A 14,211-nucleotide genomic window follows, 5' to 3' on the forward strand; every position below is an offset into this window, starting at 1 on the left:
GACGTGTCGATGGCAATGCGTTTAAACTCGCTCATGGGCGGCTCCTGGGTTCAGTGTGATGACCCCCTGAACCTTGGCACATGATGCCGTGGGGGCCGTCCACCCCAACACAGGCCATCAAGGTCGTGGCTGTGTTTGGAGCCGGATCGCGGAACCCATCTGGGCCCGCGGGCATGAGCCCGCACCAACAGGCCGGACACATGACCGCAATCGCTCCGATCCTCACATATCAGCCAGATCCCTCTTGCTTTCCCAGGGCCGTCCACACATGAGCATTGGAGCGCAGGAAACGCGCGTCGGACCGCCACCAGCGCGCGGTGACGGGCAGGCTTTCAGTTGACGCGAGGGAGGCTTCGGGCCCGGTTCCTGAGCACCTGCTCCTCGTAATCCATCTCCTGCATCAGGAGGGATTCGGTCTCGTCATTGATATACTGGGCGTCTCGCAGGTTGCGCAGCTCGATCCGCGAGGTGCGCAGGTTGTTCAGGCGCAGGGCCAGTTCCAGGCGCATGCGGCGGATCGAGGTGATCTGGGCCACGCTGGCCTCGCCATTGCTGTTGCGGCGGAGCTGGTTCAGGCGGTTTTCGTATTCCTGCATCAATCGGGCGATGATCTCGATGCGCATTTCGCCGGCTTCGTCGCGTGTCTTGGCGCGCGTGGTCAGGGTCTGCTGCTCGTCACGCATGGCGCGCAGCATCGTACGCACCAGGACCAGCCGCGCCCAGCTGACTTCCCGCGCCTGGGGGTCGACCATTCCGTCCATCAGGCCACTGGTCAGCCACGGTAGCGAGAAGCTGGCCGTCAGCAGCGACACCAGGATTACCCCCACCGACACCGTGACCAGCAGGTCGCGCGCCGGAAAACCCGCAACACCCTCTGCCGCCTGCGGCAGGGACAGCACGGCCGCCAGCGTGACGGCGCCGCGCACGCCCGCGACGGTGCTGACCAGCAATCCGCGCCAGCCGGGCCAGCGGAACACGCCGTGATCGTGCCGGGCGCGCCAGGCCGCGATGCCCAGGATCAGCGCCAGCCCGGCCGCGCGCAGGATGCACATCGCCGCATGGATGGCGACGATCAGCAGCAGCAGCATCCATGGCGAGCGGTCGGCGGCGCGTACCAGCGCCATTCCGTTGGTCGCCAGTGCCGGCAGTTGCAGGCCCAGCAGCAGGAAGATGACGGAATTGAAGATGAAGCCGACCATGTCCCACATCGTGCGGGCCTGGAGGCGGGTCGTGATCTGGGTTTCCTGCAGCACGCCCGTCAGCTTGATGGTCATGCCGCCCGCCACCGCCGCCAGAATGCCCGAGCAGCCGACTGCTTCGGCCGACATGTAGGCGGCGAAGGGCAGCAGCAGCATGAAGGTGATCTGCGTCGGCGGATCGTCATAGCCCCGGGCGAGCAGGATCTTGTCCAGCCGGGCCGCCGCCAGGCAGACGGCGATGCCGATCGCGATGCCGCCCAGCGACAGCAGGCTGAAGGTGGTCAGCGCGCCGCGGAGCGAGAAGGCGCCCGTCATGGCGGCGACGGTGGCGAAGCGGAAGCAGACCAGGCCCGATGCGTCGTTCAGCAGGGATTCGCCTTCGAGCATATGGACGATGGTGCGCGGCACCGATGTGCCCAGCATGCCGCCCACGGCCACGGCATCGGTCGGTGACAGGACCGCCGCCAGCGCGAAGCAGACCGGCAGCGGCATGGGGGGCAGCATCCAGTGAATGGCGTAGCCGCACAGGATGGTCGTCGCCAGGACCATCGGCCCCGCCAGGGCGAAGATGATGGTGCGCAACTGGCCGAATTCGCGCATCGGCATATGGAACGCATCGCGGAACAGCAGCGGCGGGATGAACAGCAGCATGAACATGTCCGGGTCGAGCGTGACATGCAGCCCGGCGATCGACCCCAGCACGCCCAGGGCGATCTGCAACAATGGCAAGGGGACCGGAACGGGCATCAGGCGGGCGGCCAGACTGCTGAAGGCCGCGACGAATAACAGGATCAGGCTGAGGATAACGTCATGCATGGGCGGTCCCGGGCTCGTGCCCCCGCTTCGGCGCGCGAGGCAGGCACCACCCCCGGTCCAAAGTGCGCGCACCATACACACGCCCCCCTATGCTGACCATCTGAGGCGGCCATGACAGGATGGTGACAGAAAGGCACCACCCGCGACCGACAAGGCGTCTCCCGCGCCAGGCGTGCGGGCAGTACAAGCGCCGTCGGTATGGCGTCGGTGGCGGCGCCCCTCCCCCCGCGATCAGGCCCTTCAGACAACGAGGACAGGCGACCATGTCATCCAGCAATTCCGCCCTTCAGGCGCGGCGCGAGGCGGCTGTGCCGCGCGGCGTCGGCTCGGCCACCACCATCCATGCCGCCCGCGCGGAAAACGCCGAATTGTGGGATGTCGAGGGCAGACGCTACGTCGATTTTGCCGGCGGGATCGCGGTGCTGAATGTCGGCCACCGTCACCCGAAGGTGATGGAGGCGGTGCGGCGGCAGCTGGACCTGTTCACCCATACCGCGTTCCAGGTTGCGCCCTATGAATCCTATATCGCGCTGGCCGAGCGGCTGAACGCGCTGGCCCCCTTTCCCGGCCCGGCCAAGACCATCCTGTTCACGACCGGCGCCGAAGCGACCGAGAACGCGGTGAAGATCGCCCGCGCCGCCACCGGGCGCAGCGGCGTGGTGGCCTTTACCGGCGGGTTCCATGGCCGCACGCTGCTGGCCTCGGCCCTGACGGGCAAGGTGCAGCCCTATAAGGCGCCGTTCGGCACCATGCCCGGCGGGGTCTATCACCTGCCCTTCCCGGCCGGCGATATCTCGGTTGCCGACAGTCTGCGCGCGCTCGACCTGCTGTTCGCGGCGGATATCGACCCGACGCAGGTTGCCGCCATCATCATCGAGCCCGTGCAGGGGGAAGGCGGCTTCCGCCCCGCCCCCACCGAATTGCTGCAAGCCCTGCGCGCGGTCTGCGACACACACGGGATCAAGCTGATTGCCGACGAGGTGCAGACCGGCTTTGCCCGCACCGGCAAGCTGTTCGGCATCGAGCTTTCCGGTGTGGCGCCCGACCTGGTGTGCGTTGCCAAGTCGCTGGGTGGCGGCATGCCGCTGTCGGGCGTGATCGGCCGGGCCGAGCTGATGGATGCTGTCGGCCCCGGTGGGCTGGGCGGCACCTATGCCGGCGCGCCGCTGGCCTGCGCCGCCGGGTTGGCGGTGCTGGACGTGATTGCCGAGGAAGGGTTGGTGGAACGCGCCAACGTGATCGGCGCGCGCATCCGCGACCGGCTGGACTCGCTGCACGGCAAGCCGGGCCTGGTGCCCTTCAGCGCCGCGCGTGGGCCCGGTGCGATGATCGGCTTCGATATTCTGGAAGCCGACGGAAAGACCCCGCGTAAAGGTGGCGCCGGCACCATTTGCGCCCGTGCCGCCGAACGTGGGTTGATCCTGCTGTCTTGCGGTGTGCTGGGCGAGACTGTTCGCATTCTGGTGCCCCTGACCGCGCCTGACAGCGTGATCGAGGAGGGGCTGGCGATTATCGAGCAGGCTCTGGCGGGGTGAAATGTGGGTAGGGTGTTTTGGAAAGATCCGTTTTTAACGGGATTTTTTGGAACAGCCTCTTCTTTTCCCGGACTATTTGCCGGGAGGGCTTGAATCCAGGGCTCTGCCCTGGACCCGGCAGGGCCTGAGGCCCTGCACCCCAATCATTTGATAACGAATGGGGCTCCAAAGGGCGAACTGCCCTTTGGTGGGTTCAAGGGCAGCGCCAGCCTGATCAGGCTGCTCCGGCAGTCGCCTTGGCTGCTGCCCGCGCGGCCTGCTTCTCTTCCTCGGTCCAGACTTTGCGTTCGCGCTTCTCCTGCGGCTTGGCTTCCTTGGGCGGCGCGCCGCCCAGCAGGGGCGGACGCATGGTCGAGTTGCGCGCCGCTTCCGAGTGCCACGGATGATCGTCCTGAACGGTCAGGGTGCGACCGATTTCCCGTTCCACATCCCGCAGCCAGGCGCGTTGCTCGGCATCGCACAGCGTGATGGCGAAGCCGTTGCGCCCGGCGCGGCCGGTGCGGCCGATGCGGTGGACATAGCTTTCCGGCAGGCTCGGCAGGTCATGGTTGAAAACATGCGTGACGGTATCGACGTCGATGCCGCGCGCTGCGATATCCGTCGCCACCAGGACCTGCGCGGTTCCGGCGCGGAAGGCATCGAGCGCGCGCTCCCGCTGGCCCTGCGACTTGTTGCCGTGCAGGGCCTCGGCCGTGATGCCGGCCTCGGTGATGAAGGCGCAGACTTCGTTGGCGATGTTCTTCTGCAAGGTGAAGACCACGGCCTGGCCGATGCCGGGCGTTTGCAGCAGTTCCAGCAATGCCGCCTTCTTGTCGGCGGCATCGACGAACATGACCGATTGCTCGATCCGGTCGACGGTGGTCGAGGGCGGGGCGATCTCGACCTTCGCCGGGTCGCGCAGGAGGCTTTCGACCAGTGCTGCGATGGATTTCGGCATCGTTGCCGAAAACAGCACCGTGTGCCGGTCCTTGGGCAGCGTCGCGACGATGCGCTCGATCGGCTTGGCGAAGCCCATGTCGAGCATCTGGTCGGCCTCATCCAGCACCAGCGCCTCGAGCTGCGACAGGTCGCACAGGCCCTGGTTGATCAGGTCCAGCAACCGGCCCGGCGCGGCCACGATGATGTCCACGCCTTCCTTGAGCGCATTGATCTGGTGAAACTGGCTGACGCCGCCGAAGATCGTCGTCACGCTGAAGTTGAGATGGCGACCGAAGCTTTCGAAACCGTCCGCGATCTGCGAGACCAGTTCGCGCGTGGGCGCGAGGACCAGGACGCGGGCCCCGCCCTTGGGCGCCGGGCGGGGAGACGCGGCCAGGCGATGCAGCAGCGGCAGCGCGAAGGAGGCCGTCTTGCCCGTGCCGGTCTGGGCCATGCCCAGCAGGTCGCGGCCTTCCAGCAGCAGCGGGATCGACTGGGCCTGGATCGGGGTGGGGGTGACATACCCTTCCTCGGCCAGTGCGCTCAGCAGGCTCGGCGCCAGAGAGAGGTCGGCGAACGTCATGGACATGGTCAAGCGGCGCCTCCGGCGCTTAAGTCAAGGCTGCGCCTGTTCGGGCTTCGCTGGTTGGGGACGCGGAGTTCTTACGGGGGATGCTGTATTGCGTCAACGCCGGGGATGAGGGGCGGTGGACAAGCTGTACTGCCAAGACCGCTTTGCGGGGTGAACGGTCGGTCGGCTTTCGGCAGCGAGAAGAGATAGTCGGACATCCGCGTCACGGATCGGAAGCCCGGTTCCTTGGAACGTTACCTACCTGACTGAACCGGTGCCGACCAAAATCAGACCCGAAAGCAATTTAGACGTGCACGCAGGTGTCACGCAGGGCACGAGATGATACCATCTGGTGCAGAAACGGGGACGCAGCAGGTTTGAGTGGCGTCCATCGTGCGGATTTCACGTCGATGAAGGCCGAGTGATCCTCATTTGCCGCTCGGCATGCGCACAACCGATCTGGGAAGCTAAACATCGGCCTCCTGATCACTGCCGCCAAGCCCGTCCACGATCTCGGACCGATGAGAAAGCCCCCAGTCGGCCATCGACTGCATGATCGGCCGCAGCGTATCGCCAAGATTGGTTAGACGGTATTCCGTCTTCGGCGGGATCACGGGATATTCCTTGCGGGAAAGCAGTCCCCATTCCTCCAGTTGGCGCAGTTCTTTTGTCAGCATGCGGTCGCTGATCGGCGGACAGGCTCTTCGTATCGCAGAGAACCGTAACGGTTGGCTCCGAATGAGTGACCACACGATACGAGCTTTCCATCGTCCGCCGAGGATCTTCGACGTAAATGCCACAGGACATGGGGTAGTGAGCTGCATAGCGCTTACACTAACAAAAATATCCGCACTTGTGTAAGGTAAGTGTTTCGATTTCGATGGTCGTCGAAGTCGATCCAGACTGGATCGAGCAAAGGAGACCTCGAAGATGAAGGCCATTTGCGTCACGGAAACCCGCCAGCTTGAGGTGCGCGAGGTCCCAACGCCCGCCTTTCCTCCAAGCGGACACATCCTGGTGGACATTGTTGCCTCCGCCATTAACCATGGGGACAAAGCCTTCCTCTCAAGACCGACGATTACCACGGGGTTGAAAACCAGTCTTTATGAAATCTGGGGAGCCTCTTCGTCCGGCAAAGTGCGCGCCATTGGCAACGATGTCCCGGCGGAGTTTGCGGGCAGGAATGTGGCGCTCTACCGCTCGCTGACGCCGAGCCCGCATATTGTCGGATTGTGGTCCGAGCAAGCCGTCGTGCCTTATACCAGCGCCCTTATTCTTCCCGAGTGCGTTGCAGTCGAGGATTATTCCGGTTCTCTGGTCAATGCGATGACCGGGTACGCATTTGTGGAAGAGATGTTGAGCGAAGGACACAAAGGCCTGATCGTGACGGCGGGCGCTTCTGCGACCGGCCTCGCCATCACGGCGATTGCCCGGAGAAAGCATATCCCGTTGCTCGCTCTGGTACGCTCCGAGCAGGCTGGCGAAGAACTTCGTAGATTTGGTGTAGAGCATGTGCTTGTTACGGAATCGAATGATTTTGAAAGTCAGTTTGCCACGCTTGCAGAACAGCTCGGCACAACGGCTGTCTTCGATGGCATTGGAGGAGAACTGATCAATCGGATCGCTCCTCATCTGCCGGTAAACAGCACCGTTTCGTTTTACGGCTTCCTTGGTGGAGCAAGCCCGATCTCGGTTCCATCCGTGCTCTTCGTAGCAAGGAAGCTCACGATGAAGGGATTCAGCAATTTCAACAGCAGGACCGTCAAGGACACCCAGAAGCTTCGTGCCGCGCTGACGTCTCTCGCAGATATCATCGCCGACCCGATGTTCAGGACACGTCCGGGAAAGAAGTTCAGCCTCGATCAGATAACAGAAGCTATGGCGTATGAGACCAGACCTGGAGCGAAGGCCATTCTTACACCGGCAGCCTGATGTGCATCACCCGAATGGATCAGCTACCGAACATGTCCAGTGGACGCCAGAATTGGCGAGGACTCAGGTGACGGTACTACCACCGGGCTGGAGAGAAGATGCGTCGGACCGGCTGAAAGCGGGGGCCGTAAGCAGGGGCCAGAAGGGCCGATGCTAAAATTCAGGGTGATCTTCGGCCGCTTTTTCAGCCCATCAGCGGTGCCGGCATGCAGCAAGGCCGTCGGAAACATGACCAAAGAGCGACGGAGAATGACTGCTTTCAAAAAACGAACATAGCGGTGAAAAGTCTGCTTTGAGGCGAAAACGGACTGAACCTTTCCGTGCCCAATCGAATGGGTTTCCAAAGGGCGACTGCCCTTTGGTGGGTCCAGGGCAAAGCCCTGGCCGTGCCTCACGCCGCCACGGAGCGGCCGGCGACGGTGGGTAGCAGGGCTTCGACCTGGCGGCGGGTGTTGACTACGTCGCGGGCGAGGATGGTGCCGTTGTCGTCGAGCAGGACCAGGGTGGGGAGGCGGTTGACTTGCAGGACAAGGCCGAGTTCGACGCCGGTGATGAAGGGGATGTTGGTGAGGGCGAGGCGGTCGCGCATCGCTGTGAGTTCGGGGGGGGCGCCATCGCCGACGAGGACGGGGTCTAGGCCGCGTTCGCGGGCGACGTCGAGCGCGATGGGCAGGACGCGTTTGCAGACGGGGCAGTCGGCGCCGACGAAGAGGAGCATGCGGATGGTGCCGGCGGGCAGGCGTTCGCCGACTGGGAAGGGGGTGCCGTCGAGCGTGCGCATGGTGATGCGGGGGATGGGTTGGCCGACATCGAGGCCGCGCTGGGGGTTTTGCTGGCCGATGGGGGCGATGCGTTCGTGCAGGATGCCGATCTGGCGCGCGAGGGCGAGCACCACCAGCACCAGGGCGACGATGGCGGCGAACAGCAGCACCTGCGACACGATCAGGGCAGTCATCATGCGGAATGTTCCTCGGGGCCGGGGATGGCCGATATCAGGTGCGACAGGGCGAGGGCGAGCGCCAGCAGGCAGGCGCCGGCGGCCAGCGCCTGGTAGCGCAGCAGCAGGGAAGCGGGCTGGCCCGTGAGGGCGGGCAACAGGGAGGCAGGGGCCAGCAGGGCGCTGCGGGCGACGGCGGCCCAGGACAGGCGGGCGGATGCCATGCCGGGCAGGCAGCCGCAGGAGAGGTCGGTCCGGCCGCGCAGCAGGTTGATGGCCATGGCGAGGGCGAACATTGCGAACAGCAGGGCGGCGCCGAGGCTGGCCGTGAGGGGGGCGAGGCCGGCCAGCAGGGTGACGCCCACGGCGGTTTCGGCACCGGCGAGGGCCCAGGCGGTGGATTCCAGCAGGGCGGCGGGCACGAGCCGGTAGGCGGCCAGTGTGGTGAGGAAGCCGTCGTGATCGCGCAGTTTGGCGAGGCCGGCGGCGAACAGGAGCGTGCCGATGCCGCCGGCCAGCAGCGTGCCGGCCAGAGGGAGGATGGTGAGGCCGGTCATGCGTGGGCCCTGTGATGGAAAGAGTCTGTCATCTGCCTCGTCCGTTTCCGGTCTGCCGCCTGCCCTGTTCGGGGCGCCATTATTGGCCCTCGCGCGCGGCCTGCGCCACATCATAGCCGTGCAGGCCGGCTGCGGCCGGGCAGGCATGGGTGACGGCGCGCACGATCTGCTCGCGGTAGCCGTGCAGGTCGGCCACGCGCAGGGGGTTGGCGCGCAGGGCGGCGATTTCGGCGGTGGTGTAGGGGCGGCTGTTGGCGGGCACGCTGGCGCCGCCGAAGGTGAAGACCACGAAGTTCATCATCCGGGCCAGATCCTCCGACGAGAGGTTGGCGAAGGCGACGTTGGGCAGGCGGACGAGATAATCCCGCCCCTCGGGCGTGCAGAGGAAATAGCCGACCTGACCGGCGAGATCGGGCACGACCTCGCGCCCCGAACGGCCCTGTATGCCGTGGCAGCCGCCGCAGCCCATCAGATAATGGCCCTGCGTCGCCGGGATGACGGGCAGCGCGCCCGCCATGGGGGCGGCGCGAGCCAGCCCCAGCACGGCGAGGGCCGGCAGGATGACGAGGGAGAGGATCAGGAAGCGCTGACGCATCGTCGTCCGGCGCCCCCCATGGGCGGCGCCCCTGCCCTTCATCCGGCCTGGCCGATGATGGCGGCGGTCGAGCAATGATAGGCGGTCGAGGCCGTGCCGAAGCACCAGATGATGTCGTTGCTGGCCTGGGGGCGGTAGATCGGCATTTCGCGATCGGCGGTGTTGCAGTCGCAGGATTTGGGGGCGGCGCAGATATTGCGGCCGCAGCAGTCGCGATAGGCGATGACGTAGGAGCGGCCATCGTCGGGGTTGCGGCAGGTGCCGATCCAGGAGACGGGCGACGGTTCGGTGCCCGGCGGGCAGGTGTGGATGCCGCCGCCGCAGCAGCCGCACAGCACGCCGTCGATGGCGCAGTGGCGCCAGTAATTGCATTTGGTCGGGTCGCTGCCCTGCGCCCGGCGCTCGAAATCGGTCAGGGTGGCGGCCGGGTTGGGTGCGGGGGTCGGCGCGGCGTCGGCCCGGCGTACCGGCAGCAGCGGGAAGGCGGGGGCCACCGCCATGGCGGCCCCCATGCGCCCCAGCACGCCGCGCCGCGAGGAGCGGGCCGCCAGCCGGCGCGTGACGGCTTCGCCCAGCGTGTCGAGGAAGGAAACCGGCATTGGCGTGTTACTCCTGAAGGGTCCGGAGGCCGGGGCGAGCCGGCGGGATCATGCCGCGTGGGGCCGCGCGTCCAGATAGGATTGCACCGAGACGTGGCCCGTTTCCCCGGCCACAACGAGGCTTTCGAGATGTTCGCGGTTATTGACCAGGCCCTTGGCCACGATCGTGCCCGATGCATCGAGCAGCAGGGCAAAGGGGAGCTTGTCGATGCCGAGGATGCGCCCGATCTCGGGATCGTTGACGAAGCGTGAAGGCGCCAGCCCGAAGCGGGCGACCAGATCCTGCTGCATGGCGTCGGTATCGTCGCCCAGGCACAGCAAGGCGATGGATTCGCGCCGCACGAAATCCTGCGCGATGGGCAGCATCTTGCGCGAGATGGGGCAGGTGCCGGACACGAACAGCAGCAGCGTGCGCGTACCCTCGGGCTGGGTGCCGCCCACCGTCAGCATGGTGCCGTCCAGCGCGCGCAGGGGGTGGGCCGGGAGCGCCTGGCCGGGGGCCGGGCCGCCGGACGTCATCAGCGCGCCGACCGGGGCGACCTTGGCAAACAGATGGCGCATGCGGCGGAACAGCAGCCCCAGCACCGGCACCAGTGCCAGCAGCAGCAGCCAGTCCAGCGCCTGGGCCCAGGCCAGGACGGTGATCGACGCAGGCTGGTCCATCATCCGTTATGACCGGGCATGAGGTCCGGCGCCACGATCATCGATTCCGCATGGGCCTCGACCGTGCGGCGGACGGCGCCGGTGCGGGCGTCGAGCACCGTCATGATGCCGTCCTGCGACGTGGCGTAGAGCAGCGGGGCGGCGTCACCGCTGACGGCGATGCCGCGCGCGGGCTGCGGCAGGTCGATGCGGCGCAGCAGCGTGTGGTGCGTGGGATCGAGCTCCCACACCTCGGTGCCGTCGGTCTTGTGCGTCCAGTGCGGGCCGACATGCATCAGCACGAACAGATGGCCGCTGGCGCGGTTCCAGGCGAAGGGCTGCTTGCCGCCGGGGCGCCAGGCCTGTTCCTGCACGCCTGTGCCGGCGACGGGCTGGCCGGCCGCTGCCTGGATCGACCAGGGGGCGGCGATGTCGGGCCTCTGGCCCAGCGTGACGTTGTAGACCTTGCCGGTATAGGAGATGAACAGGGCCTGGCCGGTCGCGTGGTCGACCAGCCCCTGCTCGAAGATCGGGTCGTTATTGGCGTCGAAGAATTGGGCGCTGTGGGTGACGGTCGGCTTGTCGCCCGCATAGCCCACATTGGTCAGCGAGCCGTCGCCGCACAGGCTGGAGAATCCGCCCTGCTTCCATGGAAAGACCAGGGCACAGCCGGGGATGTCGACCGTATGGGCCACCGCGCCCTTTGCCAGATCGACGATCGTGACCGAGGTTGCGGGGCTCATGTCGAACACATAGGCCCATTTTCCGTCAGGGCTGACATCGAAATCCTGGCCCTTGTAGACCGCGAGCGCGCGGGGCGGCAGCGTGATCTCGCGCCGCAGGGCCAGGGTGTGGGCGTCATATTCCTGGATCAGGTCCTGCCGCGTACCGTGATCGACGCGCGACCAGATCGTGTCGGCGACATAGAAGGTCCGCCGGTCGGGCGAGAGCGCGATATTGCCCAGGATGCTGGCCGGCACCGTGCCCAGGATCCTGCCGGCATCGGCATCGTAGATCGTGTAGGACTCGCGGTCGGTCGCGGGCAGGACCCAGTGCGCGCCGACCGGCGGCAGGGTCGCGACGTCGCTCTGTTCGGCCTGCAGGACCGGCGACGCGGCCAGGGCGCTGCCCGCCGGCACTGCCAGCATGGCGGCCATTGCAGCGCAGCATGTGGTCTTCATGTTCCAACCCACCATCGCGGCTTTCCTGCCCCCTGTTGAACGTGGCGTGTCCGGACCGCATGGCCCGGACATGCGTCCCTGATCAGTATTCGGCGCTGATCGTGCCGAAATATTCGCGCACCGCGCCGCGCTCCAGCGACTGGTAGTCGCCGCCGTCGCCGGACTGGCCGCCGATGGGGAAGCCGTTTTCGCCCATCATCGCGATATATTTCTGGTTGAAGAGGTTATAGACCTCGAACGCCAGCGTCACGTTCTTCAGCACGCTGAGATTGCCGAAGCGGTATTTGGCGCCCAGATTGGCCATCCAGTACGGCGAGATGTGGGTGTCGTTCATGTACGAGAAATAGCGCTTGCCGTAGTAATTCACATCGAAATGCGCCGATGCGCCCTTGTACTCGTAGGACAGGCTGGTCTTGTACATCACCTGCGGATAGGCGAGCATCTTGGTGCCCTTGATGTCGCAATCGCCCGCGAGCGGGCAGATATTGACGTGGTCCGCATAGGTGAAGTGGTTGTAGCTGATCGAGTTGGTCCAGGCGAGGCCGCGCGCCAGCCCCTCGAAGGGTTGGAGGGTCAGCGCGGCGTCCATGCCCCACATCACCGCGTGCTTCGAATTGACCACCGAGGTGATCGGATTGTTCAGCGAACCGACCGAGGCCGAGATCAGGCGGTTGTAGACGTCGGAATGATAGCCGTCGATCGAGGCCTGGAGCTTGCGCGAGGTGTAGCGGTAGCCGACGACATAGGTGAAATCACGCTCGTTCGGCAGGCTGCGCTGAAGGGCCTTGAACGCGTCCTGCGACGACACCGCCCAGGGCGAGACCGATCCACCCGAGGGGGCCACCATGAACGGGCGCATGTTCTCGGCGAAGTCGAAATAGACTTCGTGACCGCGCCCGAAATGGTAATCGAGGTTGACCGCCGGCAGGAACGCGGCCGCCGACGTCATCGATCCGCTGGGCAGGCCGGAATCCACGCCGACGCCGGTGCCGTAGCCGGCATCGACATTGCCGTAGTTCGCACCGCCCGCTGTCGTCTGCAGCATCGAGCGGAAGCCGTACGTCACCGTCAGCCCCTCCACCGGACGCCAGGCGTCCATGACATGGAACTGGAAGCTGTTGGTGTTCCACGTGAAGCCGTAGCCCTGCTGGAACGCGGCGCCATAGGTGGTGTAGGGGCCGACCGTCTTCAGCGGGGCGCCCTGGCCGTAGACCGGCTCGTTGTACCAGTACAGGCCGGCGCGCTGGGAATTGTTCTCGTACCAGCCGCCGACATTGATGGTGTGGCGACCGATATGCCAGGTGAAGGCGCTGGTGAAGCCGAAGCGGCGATAGGCATTCTGCCACACTTCTTCCGACAGCGGCGCACCGGTGCCCGGCGACTGCGTCCAGGGATCGCCATAGGTCGCATTACCGTCGAACGCGCCGGCGTAGAAGACCGTGTTCCAGCGCAGGGCGTTGGTCAGCGCCAGGTCGGCGTCGATGCCGCCCAGATAATCCCGCGTCGACTGGCCCGCGTCGTAATAGGCGGTGCCGACACCTTCGTTCGTGTTCTGCCACGAGGCCGGAATGGTGGGCGTGGTACCGGCAGGGAAGACCAGCGGCGTGCCACTGCCGACATCATAGGTGCCAGGGCCGGTACAGGCCGGCGTGCAGGTGCCGCTGTTGCCGGCGCCATTCATCCACGCATATTCGGAAGCATTGTAGGCGCCCCGGTAGTTCGGCGCCCAGGATTCGGTCCGCCAGCCGGCGTTCTTGAGAATGCTCAGCGACTTGTCGGCGTAGCCCCAGACCTCGGCGTCGTTCCAGTTGAACATCGCGGTGATCCGGCTGTCATGGCCGATCGGCTGGACGAGCTTGCCGTTGACCGTCTGCATGAAGCCCGGCGTGTCGGCATCGTATTTCCGCTCGTCCGACCGCGAGTAGGCGGTGTAGAATTTCGTCCCGGTCTGGTTCAGCGCGCCGCTGTCGACGCGCGCATAGGTGCGTAGCGTGCCGTAGCTGCCGAATACCTGCGACACCTTGGCGCCGACCTTGTCCTTGGGATCGGCGGTGTGGAAGCGCATCGTGCCGCCCAGGCTGGAATTGCCCGGCAGGTCCACGCCGCCCGCGCCCTGCGAGGTCTCGACACCCGCGATGTCGTCCGAAATCCAGGCATCGGCGATATTGACGCCGTTGACGCTGGTGTAGGTCTGGTCGTTCAGCGGGATGCCGTCCAGCGTCATCCCGATCGAATCCTGGAAGAAGCCGCGCACATAGACGCTGGTGCCCCAGGTATCGATGCCGAGCGGATCGCTGGAGCTGAAGCTGACGCCCGGCAACTGGCCGACCGCCTTGAGAATGTTCGTGCCCGCGACCTGCGATTCCAGCATCGCGCGGCTGATGCTGGCTTCGGCGCCGTGCGAGACATGGCGGCTGGCCGTGACGTCGAGCGCCTCGGCCGCCGCGCGGGGAGCGGCGGTGGGGCGCACGGAGACATGCGTGCCGCCGGACGACGCGGCGGGCGTCGCGGCCTTCGCCGCGCCGTGGCGCGCATGGACCGGCTTCTTCGCGGACGGGGCCGATGACGTGGCGGGCTGGGGCGCCGTCTGGGCGAATGCCGGGGCGCCGATCATGCTGCCGATGACACCGCCCAGGACCGCCGTTCCGAGAAGTCGCGCACGCAAGAATTGTCCGTTTCGCACCGAAACCCGTCCTGATCGCATATGCCGTCTTTCCCCCAAAACGCCG

The 14,211-nt window shown here is 65.9% G+C and carries 12 protein-coding genes; 2 read left to right on the forward strand and 10 right to left on the reverse strand.

The window, feature by feature from the left end; translation table 11 throughout:
- Positions 1 to 332: 332 nt before the first annotated feature.
- Positions 333 to 2,015, reverse strand: coding sequence for a Na+/H+ antiporter (locus HLH29_RS15395; RefSeq protein WP_182968268.1), 1,683 nt, complete (start codon positions 2,013 to 2,015; stop codon positions 333 to 335).
- Between the two features lie 263 nt (positions 2,016 to 2,278).
- Between HLH29_RS15395 and gabT the strand changes: the two genes are divergently transcribed.
- Positions 2,279 to 3,550, forward strand: a complete 1,272-nt coding sequence (gene gabT / locus HLH29_RS15400; RefSeq protein ID WP_182968269.1) for a 4-aminobutyrate--2-oxoglutarate transaminase — start codon at positions 2,279 to 2,281, stop codon at positions 3,548 to 3,550.
- 214 nt (positions 3,551 to 3,764) lie between these two features.
- On the opposite strand, the gene HLH29_RS15405 is transcribed toward gabT, so the two are convergent.
- Positions 3,765 to 5,057, reverse strand: a complete 1,293-nt coding sequence (locus HLH29_RS15405; protein WP_182968301.1) for a DEAD/DEAH box helicase — start codon at positions 5,055 to 5,057, stop codon at positions 3,765 to 3,767.
- Between the two features lie 449 nt (positions 5,058 to 5,506).
- Complete coding sequence (locus HLH29_RS20015) at positions 5,507 to 6,079, reverse strand: winged helix-turn-helix transcriptional regulator (protein ID WP_338030259.1); 573 nt, start codon at positions 6,077 to 6,079, stop codon at positions 5,507 to 5,509.
- Here HLH29_RS20015 and HLH29_RS15415 point away from each other — a divergent pair.
- Positions 5,970 to 6,971 (forward strand): zinc-binding dehydrogenase, encoded by a 1,002-nt coding sequence (locus HLH29_RS15415; RefSeq protein WP_182968271.1) that lies wholly within the window; start codon positions 5,970 to 5,972, stop codon positions 6,969 to 6,971. The genes HLH29_RS20015 and HLH29_RS15415 overlap by 110 nt on opposite strands.
- A gap of 391 nt (positions 6,972 to 7,362) precedes the next feature.
- Here HLH29_RS15415 and HLH29_RS15420 read toward each other — a convergent pair whose 3' ends face one another.
- From HLH29_RS15420 to HLH29_RS15450, 7 genes are all read right to left on the reverse strand, one after another.
- Positions 7,363 to 7,929 carry a redoxin family protein gene (locus HLH29_RS15420; protein ID WP_182968272.1) on the reverse strand — a complete coding sequence of 189 codons (567 nt, stop codon included), beginning with the start codon at positions 7,927 to 7,929 and terminating at the stop codon, positions 7,363 to 7,365.
- Positions 7,926 to 8,465: a MauE/DoxX family redox-associated membrane protein gene (locus HLH29_RS15425; RefSeq protein WP_182968273.1), complete on the reverse strand. Its 540-nt coding sequence runs from the start codon at positions 8,463 to 8,465 to the stop codon at positions 7,926 to 7,928. The genes HLH29_RS15420 and HLH29_RS15425 overlap by 4 nt, the downstream gene beginning before the upstream one ends.
- A 79-nt stretch (positions 8,466 to 8,544) precedes the next feature.
- The gene (locus tag HLH29_RS15430; protein ID WP_220791540.1) at positions 8,545 to 9,060 is read right to left on the reverse strand and encodes a hypothetical protein; all 516 of its coding nucleotides are present in this window, start codon (positions 9,058 to 9,060) and stop codon (positions 8,545 to 8,547) included.
- Between the two features lie 38 nt (positions 9,061 to 9,098).
- The gene (locus HLH29_RS15435; RefSeq protein WP_182968275.1) at positions 9,099 to 9,659 is read right to left on the reverse strand and encodes a methylamine dehydrogenase light chain; all 561 of its coding nucleotides are present in this window, start codon (positions 9,657 to 9,659) and stop codon (positions 9,099 to 9,101) included.
- Positions 9,660 to 9,707: 48 nt separating this feature from the next.
- The gene (locus tag HLH29_RS15440) at positions 9,708 to 10,325 is read right to left on the reverse strand and encodes a thioredoxin domain-containing protein (RefSeq protein ID WP_246374302.1); all 618 of its coding nucleotides are present in this window, start codon (positions 10,323 to 10,325) and stop codon (positions 9,708 to 9,710) included.
- Positions 10,322 to 11,482 (reverse strand): amine dehydrogenase large subunit, encoded by a 1,161-nt coding sequence (locus HLH29_RS15445; protein ID WP_246374303.1) that lies wholly within the window; start codon positions 11,480 to 11,482, stop codon positions 10,322 to 10,324. Before HLH29_RS15445 ends, HLH29_RS15440 begins: the two co-directional genes overlap by 4 nt.
- An 82-nt stretch (positions 11,483 to 11,564) precedes the next feature.
- Positions 11,565 to 14,147, reverse strand: a complete 2,583-nt coding sequence (locus HLH29_RS15450; protein WP_246374304.1) for a TonB-dependent receptor — start codon at positions 14,145 to 14,147, stop codon at positions 11,565 to 11,567.
- Positions 14,148 to 14,211 lie beyond the last annotated feature (64 nt).

The sequence above is a fragment of the Gluconacetobacter tumulicola genome (genome assembly GCF_014174215.1).
Lineage (GTDB): Bacteria > Pseudomonadota > Alphaproteobacteria > Acetobacterales > Acetobacteraceae > Gluconacetobacter > Gluconacetobacter tumulicola.

Coding starts and splice junctions, on each gene's coding strand:
- HLH29_RS15425 (WP_182968273.1), bottom strand. CDS start 8,465: ATGACCGGCCTCACCATCCTCCCTCTGGCCGGCACGCTGCTGGCCGGC.
- HLH29_RS15430 (WP_220791540.1), bottom strand. CDS start 9,060: ATGCGTCAGCGCTTCCTGATCCTCTCCCTCGTCATCCTGCCGGCCCTC.
- HLH29_RS15395 (WP_182968268.1), bottom strand. CDS start 2,015: ATGCATGACGTTATCCTCAGCCTGATCCTGTTATTCGTCGCGGCCTTC.
- HLH29_RS15415 (WP_182968271.1), top strand. CDS start 5,970: ATGAAGGCCATTTGCGTCACGGAAACCCGCCAGCTTGAGGTGCGCGAG.
- gabT (WP_182968269.1), top strand. CDS start 2,279: ATGTCATCCAGCAATTCCGCCCTTCAGGCGCGGCGCGAGGCGGCTGTG.
- HLH29_RS15445 (WP_246374303.1), bottom strand. CDS start 11,482: ATGAAGACCACATGCTGCGCTGCAATGGCCGCCATGCTGGCAGTGCCG.
- HLH29_RS15440 (WP_246374302.1), bottom strand. CDS start 10,325: ATGATGGACCAGCCTGCGTCGATCACCGTCCTGGCCTGGGCCCAGGCG.
- HLH29_RS15435 (WP_182968275.1), bottom strand. CDS start 9,659: ATGCCGGTTTCCTTCCTCGACACGCTGGGCGAAGCCGTCACGCGCCGG.
- HLH29_RS15420 (WP_182968272.1), bottom strand. CDS start 7,929: ATGATGACTGCCCTGATCGTGTCGCAGGTGCTGCTGTTCGCCGCCATC.
- HLH29_RS15405 (WP_182968301.1), bottom strand. CDS start 5,057: ATGTCCATGACGTTCGCCGACCTCTCTCTGGCGCCGAGCCTGCTGAGC.
- HLH29_RS20015 (WP_338030259.1), bottom strand. CDS start 6,079: ATGGCGGAGGCAACAATGTCCACCAGGATGTGTCCGCTTGGAGGAAAG.